The organism is Streptomyces sp. NPDC090119 (assembly GCF_044747085.1).
GTDB lineage: Bacteria > Actinomycetota > Actinomycetes > Streptomycetales > Streptomycetaceae > Streptomyces.
Map to the genome: position 1 here is coordinate 595287 of NZ_JBIVDK010000005.1, position 15605 is coordinate 610891.

A 15605-nucleotide genomic window follows, 5' to 3' on the forward strand; every position below is an offset into this window, starting at 1 on the left:
GGGTGTCGTCCTCCTGCTTTCGGGCTGACGTGAGCGGTGCCGACTGCTCGGCCCGCTCAGCAGCGCAGGACGACCGTGCTCAGGAGGGGTGCGGGGTACGGGGACCGGGTGCGCTCCGGGTCCGGTTCCGCGCCGGACGGCCCGGACGCGGGGGCGGGCGGGGGAGCGGTGCGGTCGGGGAGGTCGGCGTGGCTGCGGGCGCGGGCGCCGGGGCGGGCCGGGGTGGCGGGCAGGTCGTGCTCGCACTCCTGGGCCATGCCCGGCACCGGGCCCGGCTGCGCGAGGGCCACATGGCCGCCGGGCACCGACAGGGCGAGCAGCAGCACGAGCGCCCGGAACCAGCTCCGGGCGCGCGAGGCACGAGGACGCGCGGTGCTCACCCTGGTCATCTCCCCACCGGAGCCCCCCGCTCCGCCTCCGGCCGCCCAAGTCCGCCCACACGGCGTACGACCGCGGCGGGAGGTTGACGACCGAGGGGAGCGGGGGGCGGGGGTCAGACCGTCTGCGGGATCTCCTTGGCCCGGCCCTTGATCCGGATGGCGGTGATGATCTCGACGATGCCGACGACGATCAGCCACCAGCCGCCGACCAGCGTCAGCACGGCCACCGACTCGAAGGGGGAGTCGATCAGCACGATGCCCGCGATGAAGGTGACGACGCCGAGGAAGATGTGCCAGCCGCGGGCGGGCATGCCCTTGTCGGAGACGGCGGCCATGGTCTGGGTGACGCCCCGGATCAGCCAGCCGATGCCGATCCACAGGGCGAGCAGCAGGATCGACTGCATCGGCCCCCGGAAGCAGAGCAGCCCCAGCAGGATCGACAGACCGCCGCTGAGGAAGGCCAGCACCCGCAGCGAGGTCTTCTTGTGCGTGCCGAAGGCGGAGACCAGCTGGAAGATGCCGCTGACCAGGAGGTAGAGGCCGAACAGCACGCCCACCGCGACCAGTGTGGCCCCCGGCCAGACCAGCACCAGGATGCCGAGGATCAGCGAGGCGATACCGGTGAGCAGGACGACCTGCCAGGCCGCCTGGGACAGCATGTGCAGCGGTCCCTCGAACGGCTCCTCGGGCTCATGGTGTCCCCGCTCCACACGCTCGCGGTCCTTCTCCATGCGCGGTGGCTCGGTACCGGGCGGGGCCTGGCCCACGCCGGGATTCGGGTCGTACGGGCCGCCCTGCGTGGGGCCGCCGATGGGAGGCTCGGTCATGTTCCATGCTTGGACCGAACGGGGACATTCCGCCACTCGGGGGGCGCCCGACGGGGGTTCTACTTCTTCGGCTGGGCCGCCTTCGCCGCCTTGGCCGCCGCCTTCATCTCCTGCTTGTGCGCCCGCACCTTGAGCAGCGAGTCCGGCCCGGTGATGTCGGCGACGGAGCGGTACGACTTCGCCTCGCCGTACGCCCCGGCCGCCTCCCGCCACCCCTTCGGCGTCACCCCGAGCTGCTTGCCGAGCAGGGCGAGAAAGATCTGCGCCTTCTGCTTGCCGAACCCCGGCAGCGCCTCCAGCCGCTTCAGCAGCTCGGCCCCGCTGTCCGCGTCCCGCCACACCGCCTCGGCGTCACCGTCGTACGTCTCGACCAGGTAGTGGCACAGGGCCTGCACCCGCTTGGCCATCGACCCCGGATAGCGGTGCACGGCCGGCTTCTCGGAGAGCAGCGCGGCGAACTCCTCCGGGTCGCGGGCCGCGATGTCGTGCGCGTCCAGGTCGTCGGCGCCCATGCGGCGCGCGATCGTCTCCGGGCCCTTGAACGCCCACTCCATCGGGATCTGCTGGTCCAGCAGCATCCCGGTGAGCGCGGCGAGCGGGCTGCGGCCGAGCAGCGCGTCGGCCTCGGGGTCCTGGGCGAGGTGCAGGGTGACGTCCATGCGTCCATGATCCCGCGCGCGGAGTCAGTCCGCCCGCCAGTACCCCAGCGCGTGCACCCGCTGCTTGGGCACGTTCAGCTCCTTGCGGACGTACGAGCCCAGCGCGCGGGTCGTCGCGGTGTCGCAGGCGATCCACACGTACGGGTGCTCGGTGCCGGACAGGATCTCGGGCAGTTCGGCGCGGACGCGCTCGACCAGGTGCTTCCCGGCCTCCTGGCGCGGCACCTCGCGGATCTCGTGCCGCTCCGGGTCGGCGCCGGACGGGAGCCCGTCCAGGGTGCCCTCGAACCAGACGGTCGCCGGGGCCGAACCCAGCTCCTCAAAGAGGGAGTTGATCGCGGGCAGCGAGGCGGTGTCGCCGACCACCAGGACGTGCGAGGGGTCGGGTTCTGGGCGCTGGAAGCCGGTGCCCTGCACGGTCGCCTCGACGGTGTCGCCCTCCTCGGCCGCGCGGGCCCAGTCGGAGGCGACGCCCTCGTGCAGCGCGAACTCCAGGGAGAAGGTGCCGGTCTCCGGGTCGGGGTCGACGAGGGTGTACGCGCGCTGGTGGGGGCGGCCGTCGTCGGAGAACCACAGGCGGACCCACATGGTGGGGTGCACCCCGGTCGCGGCGAGCAGTCCGCCGTCGCTCATCCGCAGCCGCCGGTAGTGCGGGGTGACGTCCTCGGTGGCGGTCACCGTGAACGTGAAGTCCTTGGCCCGCAGCAGCTTGAGTACCGCGCCCTCCCAGCCCCGACCCTGACCCATCGTGTCTCCACCCCTCGCGTACGATTCCTTCACCTGCTGTGAAGTTAGGCAAGGCTAACCTAAAAGGGAAGGGTCCTCCAGGGTGACCACCGAGACCTACCGCGACGCCTGGGGCATCCCCCACCTGCGCGCCACCAGTGCCCGTGAACTCGCCCGCGCCCAGGGCAGGGTGACGGCCGTCGACCGCGCCTGGCAACTGGAGGTCGAACGGCACCGCGCCCAGGGCACCTCCGCGTCCTTCCTCGGCGCCTCCGCCCTCCCCTGGGACCTCTTCGCCCGCCGCGCCCGCCTCGACGACACCGCGAGACGCTGCTTCGCCGCACTGGAGAGACGGGACCCGGAGACGGCGGACTGGGTCCGCGCCTACGTCGACGGCGTCAACGCAGGCCTGCCCGAAGGGGCCGCGCGCACACCGGAGTTCGCCCGAGTGGGTCTCGCCCCCGGCCACTGGGAGCCCTGGACCCCGCTCGGCGTCTGGCTCGCCACGCACATCCTGTTCGCCGGGTTCCCGGCCAAGCTGTGGCGCGAGGAGGCGGTACGGCACCTGGGTCCGGACGCGGTCGGCCTGTTCGCCACGGACGGCCCCGGCACCGCCGGAAGCAACGGCTGGCTCCTCTCCGGCGCCCGCACCACCACCGGCCTGCCCCTCCTCGCCGGTGACCCGCACCGCTTCCTGGAGGAGCCCGGCGTCTACCAGCAGATCCGCCTCTCCTGCCCCGAGTTCGACGTCGTCGGCCTCGCCGTCCCCGGCGTCCCCGGCATCGCCCACTTCGCCCACACCGGCACCGCCGCCTGGTCCATCACCAACGCCATGGCCGACTACCAGGACCTCTACCGGGAACGCCTCCGGCGCACGGGCGCGGGCGTGGAGGCCCTGTCCCCGGAGGGGGCGTGGGTGCGCGCGGTCCGACACGTGGAGTTGGTGGCGGTCGCGGGGGAGGAGACGGTCGAGGTCGAGGTCATCGAGACGGAGCGGGGGCCGGTGATCGCCGGGGGACCAGAGGGGCTGGGGGGACTGGAGGGGGCGGAGGTGCGCCCGCATGCGGCCGGGGTCACCTTGAAGGTGGCCGATGAGACGGCCCCCTCCCTGGCGACCTCGAAGGTGGTCGAAGAGGATGCCCCCTCTCCCGTCCCCCTCCCGCCTGCCGCCGACGGCGAGTCCGCCCCACAGGGGCCACCCGCACCCGAAAGTCGCACGGGTGGTGCGGGTGGGAACCAAACCCCCGCCGAAGGCGAAGCCGAGGCGGAACCCCCCGCCACAGCCCTCGCCCTCCGCTACCCACCCCGCGTATCAGAGGACCTCGGCTTCAGCGCCCTCCTCCCCCTCCTCAGAGCCCGCACGGTCGCCGACATCGACAGCGCCCTGGACGCCTGGACCGAGCCGGTGAACGTCGTCCAGGCCGCCGACACCACGGGCGCCGTACTCCACCGCATCGCCGGCCGGGTCCCCCTCCGCCCCCGTACCAACAGCCTCCGCCTGGTCCCCGCCTGGGAGAAGGGCAACGAGTGGCAGGGCTGGCACACACCCCCGCACGCCACCGTCGACAACGGCATCGCCGTGATGGCGAACCAGCGCGGCCCCGCCACCCCCCTCGGCGTCGAGTTCGCCCCGCCCCACCGCGCCGACCGCATCCGCACCCTCCTCGAACAGCGCCCCACCTGGTCCGCCACCGACCTCCCCGCCATCCACACCGACACCCACCTGGCCTCGGCCGCCCCCCTCCTGGACCACCTCGCGCGACTCCACACCCTCACCCCCGAGGCGACCTGCCTCCGCGAGCGCCTGCTCTCCTGGAACCGCCACATGGACGCCGACAGTACGGACGCAGCCGTGTACGCGGCCCTCCGCACCGCGGTGGTCCGCCGCCTCGCCGCCCACCCCGCCTTCGCCGCCCTCACCGAACCCCCCGCCTACCCCGAGGTCCTCCTCCCCTGGATGTCCCTCACGGCCCGCATCGGCTTCGCGCTGGAACACCTGCTGAGAGCAGAGGAGTTGTACGGGATCGACCGCCGGGAGACCGTACGCGCGGCCCTGGAGGAGATCGCCTCCGCACCCCCCACCGCCTCCTGGTCCGAGACCCACCGTGTGGCACCCTGGCGGGCGCTGCCCGAAGGCCCGTACACGGAACCGGGGTTGGCGGGCGACCACGACTGCGTGCACTGCACCACCGCCGTCCCCGGCATCACCGATCTCGCCGCCCGAGGCCCGGCGGCCCGCTACGTCTGGGACCTGGCCGACCGCGAGAACAGCCGCTGGATCGTCCCCTTCGGCGCGGACGGCGTACCCGGAAACACCCACCACCGCGACCAACTCCCCCTGTGGCTCACGGGAGATCTGGCCCAGGTCGTCACCGACTGGACCCGACTCACCCTCGAACACACCGACACCACCGACCTCTCCGAGGAAGCACATGCCTGACACCGCCCGCCACGAACAGCGCGTCCCCGACTACGGCATCGTCGCCATCCGCCCCCTGGACCCCGCGACGGACGCCCCCGCGATCCACGCCTGGGTCTCCCAGGAGAGAGCCGCCTTCTGGGGGATGACGAACCTCACCGAGGCCCAAGTGGCCGAGATATACGCCCACATGGCCACCCTCGACACCCACCACGCCCACCTCGTCACCAAGGACGGCGAACCCGCGGCCCTGCTCCAGACCTACGACCCCGCCGCCGACCGCGTGAGCGAGTGCTACGAGGTCCGCCCGGGAGACATAGGCGTCCACCTCCTCCTCGCCCCCGCCGCCCCGGACGCCCACCGCCCCGGCTGGACCTCGGCGCTGCTGACCGTGGTCGCGGACTACGTCCTGCGCGTACTGGACCGCACCCGGGTCGTGGTCGACCCGGACGTCCGCAACACCAAGGCCATCGCCCGCTTCGAACGCCAGGGCTTCGCCCCCGGCCCCGAGGTCGTCCTCCCCGAGATCGACCTGCCGGACGTGTACCTGCCGGAGAAGCGGGCCCGTCTCGCCTTCCTCACCCGCGAGACCGCGTTCCCGGAGGCCATCGGTACGGTTTGAGCGCGCCGCCGCGAACATCCGTACAGGCGGGGGACAGGGCGGGGTCCGATGACGGAGGCGGGACGACGTGCGCGACCGTGAACGAGCGCTCATGCGCGTGCTGTTGGCGGTCGGGAGCCTGCTCCTGCTCCTCCTCGGCACCGCCTCCCCCGCCTCCGCGCACGCGGCCCTGCGCGCGACCGACCCGGAAGACGGAAGCGTCCTCCAGCGAGCCCCGCGCACGCTGACCCTGACGTACACCGAGTCGGTGGGCCTGCTCACCGACTCGTTCCGGATCTACGACCCCGAGAACCACCGCCTGCGCACCGGCCCGGCCGACCACGCCCCCGGCCGCGCCGACACGGTCCAGGTGCCGCTCCCGAAACGGATGGCCAAGGGCACGTACGTGGTGGCGTGGCGCGTGGTGTCCGCCGACAGCCACCCCGTCTCCGGCGCGCTCACCTTCTCGGTGGGCGAGCGCACGGTGACGACGGCGACGGCACCTGACCAGGCGGAGAACGGCACCACCACGAGCCTCTACAACATCGCCCGGTACCTGGCGTACCTCGCGGTGGCGCTGGTGCTGGGCGCGGCCGCGTTCGTCGCGTACTGCCGTCCGCCGCAACGCGCCGTGCTGCGCCCGCTGTTCGTCGTCGGCGCCACAACCCTGCTCGTCACGACACTGGCCCTGCTCCTGCTGCGGGGCCCGTACGAGGAGGGAACGGCACCGCAGTTCACCTCGCTCGGCCACACCCTGACCACGCGACCCGGTGAACTCCTGCTAGCTCGGCTGGCGTTGCTGCTGCTCGCGGTGGTCTTCGGGCTGGCCCTGCGCCGCTGGTCCATACCGCGCCCCGCCGCCGTGACCGCGGGCGCGATCCTGGCGGTGGCCCTCGCCCTGACCTGGTCGGCGGCCGAACACGCCTCCGCCGGTATCCAGGTCCCGCTCGCCATCGCCTCCACCACCCTCCACCTGCTGGCGACGGCGGCCTGGCTGGGCGGCCTCGCGGCCCTGCTGCCGACCCTGCGCGCCGGGCTCCCCCCGGAGGTCGTCACCCGCTTCTCCCGCATGGCCCTCACCTCGGTGATCGTCCTGGTGGTGACCGGCGTCTACCAGTCCTGGCGCGGCCTCGGCGGCTGGCAGGCGCTCACGGACACGACGTACGGCCGCGTACTGCTGGCGAAGCTGGCGGCGGTCGCGCTGCTGCTGACGGTGGCGGCGTGGTCGCGCCGCTGGACGGCCCGCCTGGCGGCGGTCCCGGCGGTGGTCCCGGCGGCGGAGGTCCTGGAGCCCGCGGGTGGCCCGGCCCTCCCCGCACCCGCCCCGCCCGCCCCCGGCATCCCCGTCCGCGCCCTGCGCCGCTCGGTACTGGCGGAGGCGGCCGTCGGCGTGGTGATCCTCGTCCTGACCACCCTGCTGACCAGCACCCTTCCGGGCCGCGCGGCCGAGGAGGCGGCCACGGCGGAGACGGGCATCCCGGCGGCCTCGGTCACCACGGTCCCGTTCACGGTGGGCGCGAACGGCCGCGGCAAGGTCCAGATCACCTTCGATCCCGGCCGGGTGGGCACGAACTCCGTCCAGGCGGTGGTCTACGGCGCGAACGGCGCCCTGGCCGCCGTCCCCGAACTCCGCATCACCATGACCCTCCCGGCCCAGCGCCTGGGCCCCCTGGACACCGAGGTCGCCGACCGCGGCGGCTACTGGGCCACGAACTCCTTCGACCTCCCGATCCCCGGCACCTGGACGATGAAGGTGACGGTACGGGTGTCGGACCTGGACCAGGTGACGGTCTCGCGCACGGTACGGGTGACACGCTGAGCCGTGATGCACACGGAGCGAGTGACCATCGAGGGCGTGGACTTCCTGACCACGCTGCACCTGGCAGGCCCCATCGGCCTACTGGCCCTGCACGGCGGCGTGGAAGGCGGCACGGCGGAACTGGCGACGGAGGTGGCGACCCGCACGGGAGCGACCCTGCTGACCTTCACCCAGCCGGAGGGCCCCCCGACCCACATCCCGTCCATCCGCATGTCGGAGTGCCCCCCGCTGCACACGTTCGCGGCCCACGTGAGCCTGACGATCTCCCTCCACGGCCACAACCGCCGATCGACCCCCCGAACGATCTACGTAGGCGGCTCGAACCGCCCGGCGGCCCGAGCCTTGGCGACCGCCCTGTCCGCCCGGGCCCCGGCCTTCGTCCCCCTCACCACCCTGTCCGACATCCCCGCCCCCCTCCGCGGCCTCCACCCGGACAATCCGGTGAACCGGGCCAGGGACGGCGGCGTCCAACTCGAACTCCCGGTCCTGGCCCGCACGAGCCACCCGGCCCCGACGCACCCCGAGATCCCGCCGGAGGAGATCGTGGAGGCGTTGACGGCAGGAGTCCGGTCGCTGATGGAGAGAGCCGAACACGGATGACGATCACCCGAAGCGCCCTGATCACGGCCGTGGCCGTGGTGACCCTGTCGATCCCGGTCTCGGCCGGCCTCCTCTGGGCCACGAGCGACCGCCCCCTGGAGCAGGCGGCCGACGCCCACTGGGCCGAGGGCATCACCCCGGAGTGGATGAGTGCCCACATGGGCCTGGACCTCCCGGCCTCCGCCCGCTCGGCCGACGCCGCGTACGAGACGACGTCCCGCTTCGACACGGGCCTGCTGACCTTCACCCTCCCGCGGGCGGACGCGCGGAGATACCTCGCCAGGCACCCCCCGGAGGGCAGATGGCTGACCCCGGCCCCGTCCCAACCAACGCCACCCGCGCACGACTTCACCCACCTGAACGTGCCCGAACCGGAAACCCTCCGAGCAAACACCCACCACGGCGACGTCTGCCCCACCACCACCGACCAGTGCGTCTCCCTCTGGACCCACGACTACACACCCACCCGCACCCGCATCTACGTACGCGCCCACTACGAACCAGGCATCAGCCCACTCCCGAAAGCCTGATCGCCCGGGGTAAGCACCGTAACGGGCCCACCGCCACGATCACCGTCGTGTTCCTCGGGCACTGCAGCCAGTTCACCGACATCTCCCAGACCTGATCTAGCGCCCCTGTAAGCCCTTCTGGGTGCACGTCAGCCATCCCTGGGCTCTCATGGGTTGGCGGCGGCCGAGTTCGGCTGTGAGATCGCCGCACAGGGTGGCGAGTGGTCGTGCAGGCCAGGCTTTAGGACGGACGCGCAGTCCAGGAGGGTGAGTTGGTCGGCAGGGTCCGCTGTCGCGCTGGAGGACGGCGTCCGGACGTGCAGAGTCCGAAGCTGAGGTGTCCCGACTCCCGAGAGGTTTAGTCATCTCAGATGTCCTCTCAGCTTGACCTCTCACTCGGTCCTTCCAGTGGATCTCACATTTGGCACTTACATACCCCCGCTGGCACATCCATGATCATGCCCCAGTCCGTCAGCTTCAACGCGGGTGAATCGTTTGGGTGTTGAATGCTGGCGCAGCTACCGTCTGAGGCATGAAGACGACAACCGCAGCCATGCAGGACGTGCGGAAAAATGAGGCGACCGGACGGGACACCCGGGCGGCCATTCTGAAGCGCTCGATCCGGGCCAACGTGCCGCTGCGCAAGACCTTCGTGCAGGCGAACAAAGGGGGCGATAGCCGGCACGGGCCCCTGAGGGACTTCGTCACCGGCAGGGACCTGCGGGGTCTTCGGGCCTACCTGATGATCGTGGCCGCGTGCAGCAACGGGGACAAGGGCTGGACGACCGAGCACGACAGCGCGGTGTGGGCGCGGCTGATGGACATCCACGAGACCGCGACCAGTCAGTCGGCGCGTACGGGCGCCTGGCGTGCCCTGCGCCGGCTGGCGGACCGCACCCTCATCGAGTGCAGCCGCAGCGGCACCAAGATCAAGGTGACGCTGCTGCGCGAGGACGGCACAGGGAAGCCCTACGACCGGCCCAAGGGCGACACTGAAGAGGACCGCTTCCTGCAGATCCCGACGACGTTCTGGACGCAGGGCCGTGACGAGAAGCTGAGTCTGCCCGGCCTGGCCCTGTTCCTGGTCGTCGCCCGCGAGAACGAGAAGGACTGGGCGTCCTTCCCCGGGGACAAGGCCGACGAGTGGTACGGCTGGTCCGCCGACACCCATGAGCGCGGCCTGAAGCAGCTCGTCGAACTCGGGCTCGTCCAGAAGAAGCCCTTCAAGAAGAAGGCGCCGCTCGCGCCCGCCGGCTTCACCATCGCCCACAAGTACCAGCGTGCCCCCATCACGAAGTCGCGCAAGGCACCGGTGAAGAAATCCGCCGCATCCGCTACCGCTTGACACAGAGCTTCAGCGGTGCCGCCCGCGTCCTGCCGCTGAGACGGGGTGAGCCCGGCCGGTAAACGACTCCTTTGTTGAGTGATGAGTCCAGCTCTTCCAGCGCGGTGTGACGGCCGCTTGCGCGGCTAACCCCGCCGCGTCGCACTGTGCTGCCCGAACCCCGGACTTCACCCCGGGACACAAACGGTCGGAGTGTGGTCTGCTCCGGCCCGCTCCACACCGTGGCCGCCGATTTCGTCGGTCCACGCTGTCTGCGCACCCAGCCCGAACCCAAGGTGTGGAGCACCACCTGCTCCGCCCGTCATCCGCCCCAGGGGGAAAACATGGCCACCACTTCGAACACGACCCAGCCTGATGATGTTCCTGCACCGGTGCCCGAGCCCCCGTCCATTCCCGACCGGGCGGGATGGGTGGTGCCGGTGACCGTGATCGGGGTGGTAGTTGCGCTGATGGCCTGCGCGTTCGGCGCGTTCCTCGTCCACGCGTACCCGGTACTCAAGGAGCCGTTGACGGTGGCCCTGAGCATCGCCACGCTGGCCGGGCTGATCGTCACCACGGTGGTGTCGCTGAACCGCAGGCGATGAACGCTGGTGAGGCGGAAGCTCCCTACTTCTCGGCATCATCGAGGGGAGGAGGAGTAGCCGCGATGAAGTCGGCGGTCAGCTGGTCGGCGTACGGGGCCGCCCAGCTCCTGCCCCGCCTCATCGGCCGATGGACCGGACCCGCGGCCCGCTGTTCCTCACCAACTGCAAGGCTCCGGCCGGAACGCCGATGTTCGACGTGTGCCCGAAAACCGGCCGGGCCCGGCTCTTCTACCGTCGGGCCGAGGAGATCTTCGAGGAGAACACCCTGCTGCTGGCCAACCCGCTCGCCTCACCCGAGGACATCGAGGACACGGACGGCTGGACCCTTCACCGGCTCCGGCACAGTGCCCTGACCCACGATGCCGAGGACGGCACCTCCACCCCGATGCTGCTGGCCCGCTCCCGCTACGCCTCCGTCCGCTCCCTGGAGCGGTACGCCCGCCCCGGCGTCGACTCGGTCGCCCGGCACGTCGCCGAACGTGACCCCGCCGCCCGGCGTCGCAGGTGAGTCCGAGAGCATCAGGGCTTCAAGATCATCTCGTTGCCCGTTTGACGAGTATCTCGGTCACCCCCACCAGGCGCCACTGCTGGCCCGGCAAGCGAGATCTCCGCGGGTGAACATCCTGACCGCGGCGACACGGGTGGTGGCGTCTCTGTTCCGCAGCGTGGGACCCATGAGCCGTGCCGGACGGCAACTGAGACCACACACGTCGAAGGGCCCCGCTGCAAGCAGCGGGGCCCTTCGACGTTAGTGCCCGGTGAGGCACTGGCGGAGGATACGAGATTCGAACTCGTGAGGGGTTGCCCCCAACACGCTTTCCAAGCGTGCGCCCTAGGCCACTAGGCGAATCCTCCGGGGCAAACATTACATGACCGCGGGGAGTGCTCGCGAACCTCGTTCGGCGGCCTCGGACGGGCGCTCATCAGGGGTTCGTGCGAGGTACCTCGCAGCGGTCCGGATCGGGTACTCTTTCCGCAGCCCCCCACGCGGTGCTATCTGACTGAACTCCCCCAGGGCCGGAAGGCAGCAAGGGTAGGTCGGCTCTGGCAGGTGCGTGGGGGGCCCTTGTGTTTTCCGGGGTCGGAGGCAGGGTTCCCGGCTGTGACCTGCGGCGGGGACGGGGCCGTTTCCGCCGCGCGGCCGGTTGTCGGTGCTCCCCTATAACCTCGTATGCGTGTCGTCTCTCGCCTTGTACCGCCGCTACCGCCCGGAGACCTTCGCCGAGGTCATCGGGCAGGAGCACGTAACCGACCCGCTGCAGCAGGCGCTGCGGAACAACCGGGTCAATCACGCGTACCTGTTCAGTGGTCCGCGCGGCTGCGGCAAGACGACCAGTGCCCGCATCCTGGCCCGCTGCCTCAACTGTGAGCAGGGTCCCACCCCGACCCCCTGCGGCGAGTGCCAGTCGTGCCAGGACCTCGCGCGCAACGGGCCCGGTTCCATCGACGTCATCGAGATCGACGCCGCCTCCCACGGAGGCGTGGACGACGCCCGTGAGCTGCGCGAGAAGGCGTTCTTCGGGCCCGCGGGCAGTCGGTACAAGATCTACATCATCGACGAGGCCCACATGGTCACGTCGGCCGGCTTCAACGCGCTGCTGAAGGTCGTCGAGGAGCCCCCGGAGCACCTCAAGTTCATCTTCGCCACCACCGAGCCCGAGAAGGTCATCGGGACCATCCGGTCGCGTACGCACCACTACCCCTTCCGGCTCGTCCCGCCCGGCACCCTTCGGGAGTACCTGGGTGAGGTGTGCCAGAAGGAGGACATCCCGGTCGCCGAGGGCGTGCTCCCGCTGGTCGTGCGCGCGGGCCAGGGCTCCGTGCGTGACTCCATGTCCGTCATGGACCAGCTCCTCGCCGGTGCCGGTACGGACGGTGTGACCTATCCCATGGCCACCTCCCTCCTGGGCTACACCGACGGGTCTCTGCTCGACTCCGTCGTCGAAGCCTTCGCCACCGGTGACGGCGCCGCGGCCTTCGAGGTCGTGGACCATGTCATCGAGGGCGGCAACGACCCCCGCCGCTTCGTCGCCGACCTGCTGGAGCGGCTGCGCGACCTGGTGATCCTCGCCGCCGTGCCCGACGCCGCCGAGAAGGGGCTCATCGACGCCCCCGCCGACGTCATCGAGCGCATGCAGGCCCAGGCCGAGATCTTCGGCGCCGCCGAGCTGAGCCGCGCCGCCGACCTCGTCAACGAGGGCCTCACCGAGATGCGCGGCGCCAACTCGCCCCGTCTCCAGCTGGAACTGATCTGCGCGCGCGTGATGCTGCCCGCCGCGTACGGCGACGAGCGCTCCGTCATGGCCCGGCTCGACCGCATCGAGCGGGGCGTGAACTTCTCCGCCGGTGCCGCCGCTCCCGCCATGCAGTACGTCCCCGGTCCCGAGGCTCACCCCGGCGCGGTGGCCCCGGCACCCGTCATGGACGGGCCCGCCGTACCGCCCGGCGGTGGTCCCGCGGCTGCCCGCGCGGCCGTACGGAATCCCGGTGCCGGTGCCGGTGCCGGTGCGGGTACGGAGGCGGCGGCGCCCGCTCCTGCTCCCACCCCGGCGCCGACCCCAGCGCCGACCCCGCCGCCCGCTCCCGCTCCCGCTCCGGCCCCGGAAGCCGCGCCCGCGCCCGGTGCGTGGCCCACCGCTGCCTCAGCCGGTGGCGGCCGACGTTCCGGCGCCTGGCCCACCGCGACCCCGGCGGGCAGCCAGCAGCAGTCGCAGAGTCAGCCGAGCCGACCTCAGGCCCCGGCCCCCGCCCAAGCTCAGGCCCCGAGTGAGGCCCAGCAGCCTCAGCAGCCCCAGGCTCCCGCTCCGACGGCACCCGCTCCCACCTCCGGTGGCCTCGACCCCCGGATGCTCTGGCCGAACATCCTGGAGGCCGTCAAGAACCGTCGCCGCTTCACCTGGATTCTGCTGAGCCAGAACGCCCAGGTCACCGGCTTCGACGGCACCACCCTCCAGCTCGGCTTCGCCAGCGCGGGTGCGCGGGACAACTTCTCCGCCAGTGGCAGCGAGGACGTGCTGCGGCAGGCGCTGGCCGAGCAGTTCAACGTGCAGTGGAGGATCGAGGCGGTCATCGACCCCTCCGGCGGCGGCTCAGCGCCTCCGCCCCCTAGTGGCAACCCGGGCTTCGGCGGAGGCGGCGGCGCGGGCGGGTACGGTGCTCCCGCTCCCTCGCGCCCTGCGGCGCCTCAGCAGAGTGCGGCCGCCCCTACCGGCAACGCCCAGTCGGCCCCGGCCCCTGCTCCGAGACCCCCGGCCCCCGAAGCGCCCCCCGTCTCCCTTGAGGACGACACCCCTGCCGACGACGACCCCGACCTCGACGAGTCCGCCCTCTCCGGCCGCGACCTGATCGTCCGCGAGCTGGGCGCCACCGTCCTGGACGAGTTCTCCCACGACCAGTAGGACCCTGCCGCCGCGGTGGCTGGTCGCGCAGTTCCCCGCGCCCCTGGGTGGGCACAGCACGAGTCTGTCGAGGGGCCTCTGTTCGTTCAGTGGCCCGTGGTCGGCTGCCGCTGCATCGTGGCTGGTCGCGCAGTTCCCCGCCCCCTGGGTGGGCACAGCCGAGGTCGGTCCAGGGGCCTCTGTCCGCTCAGTGGTGCGTGGTCGGGTGCCGCTGTGTTGTGGCTGGTCGCGCAGTTCCCCGCGCCCCTTGGTGGGTGCAGCGCTGGGCGGTCAGGGGCGCAGGGGAGCCGGACTGCTCGGACCGCCTCCACCGCCCCCACCCCAGGGGCGCGGGGAACTGCGCGACCAGCCACGACGGACCGGCACCCGCCCTGGTAGGTTCCTCCAACTTCCCCACCCCCCAATCTTCGGCGGCCCAGCCGATAGGCTGACCCCCGTGAAGGTCCTCGTCATCGGCGGCGGCGCCCGCGAACACGCCCTGTGCCGCTCCCTGTCCCTCGACCCCGACGTCACCGAACTGCACTGCGCCCCCGGCAACGCGGGCATCGCCGAGGTGGCCCAGCAGCACCAGGTGGACGCGCTCGACGGCAAGGCCGTCGCCGCGCTCGCCGGGGAACTGGAGGCCGACCTCGTCGTCATCGGCCCGGAGGCCCCGCTGGTCGCCGGGGTGGCCGATGCCGTGCGGGAGGCGGGCTTCCCGGTGTTCGGGCCGTCCCGCGAGGCCGCCGTGCTGGAGGGTTCCAAGGCGTTCGCGAAGGACGTCATGGCCGCGGCCGGGGTGCCCACCGCGCGCTCGTACGTCTGCACCACCGCCGAGGAGGTCGCCGAGGCGCTCGCCGCGTTCGGTGCCCCCTATGTCGTCAAGGACGACGGGCTGGCCGCGGGCAAGGGCGTCGTCGTCACCTCGGACGTCGAGGAGGCCAAGGCGCACGCGGCCGGGTGCGAGCGGGTGGTGATCGAGGAGTTCCTCGACGGCCCCGAGGTCTCGCTCTTCGCCGTGACCGACGGCGTGACCGTCGTACCGCTGCAGCCCGCGCAGGACTTCAAGCGCGCGCTGGACGGCGACGAGGGCCCCAACACCGGTGGCATGGGCGCGTACTCCCCGCTGCCGTGGGCCGAGCCCGGGCTGGTGGACGACGTGCTGCGCACCGTGCTCCAGCCGACCGTGGACGAGCTGCGCAGGCGCGGCACCCCGTTCTCCGGCCTGCTGTACGCGGGGCTCGCCATGACCTCGCGCGGGGTACGGGTCATCGAGTTCAACGCCCGTTTCGGCGACCCCGAGACGCAGGTCGTGCTGGCCCGCCTGAAGACCCCGCTCGCCTCCCTCCTAGCCGCCTCCGCGAACGGCACCCTCGCCGACCTGGAGCCGCTGCGCTGGAGCGAGGACGCGGCCGTCACCGTGGTCGTCGCCTCGCACAACTACCCCGGCACCCCGCGCACCGGTGACCCGATCACGGGCCTGGCCGAGGTGGCCGCGGAGGACGCCCCGCACGCCTACGTCCTGCACGCCGGGACCAAGCAGGACGGGGACACCGTCGTCAGCGCGGGCGGCCGCGTGCTGTCCGTCACGGCCACCGGTGAGGACCTCGCCGAGGCCCGCGAGCGGGCGTACCGCGCGGTGGACCGCATCGGGCTCGACGGCTCGCACCACCGCACCGACATCGCGGCGAAGGCGGCCGACACGGCCGCGACCGGCGTGGCGTAGAGCCCCTGTTGAAGCTCCCGCTCCACCCCAGGC

At 72.0% G+C, this 15605-nt stretch carries 14 protein-coding genes, 1 tRNA gene and 1 other RNA gene; 11 read left to right on the forward strand and 5 right to left on the reverse strand.

The genetic code is table 11. The features are described 5' to 3' along the window. Positions 1-56: 56 nt before the first annotated feature. The 4 genes from ACIPPM_RS24245 to ACIPPM_RS24260 all read right to left on the reverse strand — a co-directional run bounded on the left by ACIPPM_RS24245 (position 57) and on the right by ACIPPM_RS24260 (position 2613). The gene (locus tag ACIPPM_RS24245) at positions 57-380 is read right to left on the reverse strand and encodes a hypothetical protein (RefSeq protein WP_401451326.1); all 324 of its coding nucleotides are present in this window, start codon (positions 378-380) and stop codon (positions 57-59) included. 113 nt (positions 381-493) lie between these two features. After that, positions 494-1111, reverse strand: a complete 618-nt coding sequence (locus tag ACIPPM_RS24250; protein WP_401451517.1) for an HdeD family acid-resistance protein — start codon at positions 1109-1111, stop codon at positions 494-496. A 155-nt stretch (positions 1112-1266) separates the two neighbouring features. Beyond that, positions 1267-1866, reverse strand: coding sequence for an HhH-GPD-type base excision DNA repair protein (locus ACIPPM_RS24255; protein ID WP_401451328.1), 600 nt, complete (start codon positions 1864-1866; stop codon positions 1267-1269). A gap of 24 nt (positions 1867-1890) precedes the next feature. Further along, positions 1891-2613 (reverse strand): siderophore-interacting protein, encoded by a 723-nt coding sequence (locus ACIPPM_RS24260; protein WP_401451330.1) that lies wholly within the window; start codon positions 2611-2613, stop codon positions 1891-1893. Between the two features lie 82 nt (positions 2614-2695). On the opposite strand from ACIPPM_RS24260, the gene ACIPPM_RS24265 reads away from it, so the two are divergent. From ACIPPM_RS24265 to ACIPPM_RS24300, 8 genes are all read left to right on the forward strand, one after another. Next, positions 2696-5032 (forward strand): penicillin acylase family protein, encoded by a 2337-nt coding sequence (locus tag ACIPPM_RS24265; RefSeq protein ID WP_401451332.1) that lies wholly within the window; start codon positions 2696-2698, stop codon positions 5030-5032. Next, on the forward strand, positions 5025-5633 hold the full coding sequence (locus ACIPPM_RS24270) for a GNAT family N-acetyltransferase (protein WP_401451334.1): 609 nt from the start codon (positions 5025-5027) through the stop codon (positions 5631-5633). Before ACIPPM_RS24265 ends, ACIPPM_RS24270 begins: the two co-directional genes overlap by 8 nt. 91 nt (positions 5634-5724) lie before the next feature. Next, complete coding sequence (locus ACIPPM_RS24275) at positions 5725-7431, forward strand: copper resistance CopC/CopD family protein (RefSeq protein WP_401451337.1); 1707 nt, start codon at positions 5725-5727, stop codon at positions 7429-7431. A gap of 6 nt (positions 7432-7437) precedes the next feature. After that, complete coding sequence (locus ACIPPM_RS24280) at positions 7438-8031, forward strand: poly-gamma-glutamate hydrolase family protein (protein ID WP_401451340.1); 594 nt, start codon at positions 7438-7440, stop codon at positions 8029-8031. Next, the gene (locus tag ACIPPM_RS24285; protein WP_401451343.1) at positions 8028-8561 is read left to right on the forward strand and encodes a hypothetical protein; all 534 of its coding nucleotides are present in this window, start codon (positions 8028-8030) and stop codon (positions 8559-8561) included. The genes ACIPPM_RS24280 and ACIPPM_RS24285 overlap by 4 nt, the downstream gene beginning before the upstream one ends. A 511-nt stretch (positions 8562-9072) precedes the next feature. Beyond that, entirely contained in the window at positions 9073-9885 is an 813-nt protein-coding gene (locus ACIPPM_RS24290) for a hypothetical protein (RefSeq protein ID WP_401451346.1), read from the forward strand. Between the two features lie 221 nt (positions 9886-10106). Continuing rightward, positions 10107-10469: a hypothetical protein gene (locus ACIPPM_RS24295; RefSeq protein WP_355287986.1), complete on the forward strand. Its 363-nt coding sequence runs from the start codon at positions 10107-10109 to the stop codon at positions 10467-10469. 127 nt (positions 10470-10596) lie between these two features. Beyond that, on the forward strand, positions 10597-10977 hold the full coding sequence (locus ACIPPM_RS24300; RefSeq protein WP_401451348.1) for a site-specific integrase: 381 nt from the start codon (positions 10597-10599) through the stop codon (positions 10975-10977). A 259-nt stretch (positions 10978-11236) separates the two neighbouring features. Here the strand turns inward: ACIPPM_RS24300 and ACIPPM_RS24305 are convergent. Continuing rightward, a tRNA-Ser gene (locus ACIPPM_RS24305) sits at positions 11237-11324 on the reverse strand. Positions 11325-11443: 119 nt separating this feature from the next. Between ACIPPM_RS24305 and ffs the strand changes: the two genes are divergently transcribed. The 3 genes from ffs to purD all read left to right on the forward strand — a co-directional run bounded on the left by ffs (position 11444) and on the right by purD (position 15572). After that, positions 11444-11540: signal recognition particle sRNA small type (ffs, locus tag ACIPPM_RS24310), an RNA gene on the forward strand. A gap of 104 nt (positions 11541-11644) precedes the next feature. Then, on the forward strand, positions 11645-13867 hold the full coding sequence (locus ACIPPM_RS24315) for a DNA polymerase III subunit gamma and tau (RefSeq protein ID WP_401451350.1): 2223 nt from the start codon (positions 11645-11647) through the stop codon (positions 13865-13867). 436 nt (positions 13868-14303) lie between these two features. Next, entirely contained in the window at positions 14304-15572 is a 1269-nt protein-coding gene (gene purD / locus ACIPPM_RS24320; RefSeq protein WP_401451352.1) for a phosphoribosylamine--glycine ligase, read from the forward strand. The last annotated feature ends 33 nt before the right edge of the window (positions 15573-15605 follow it).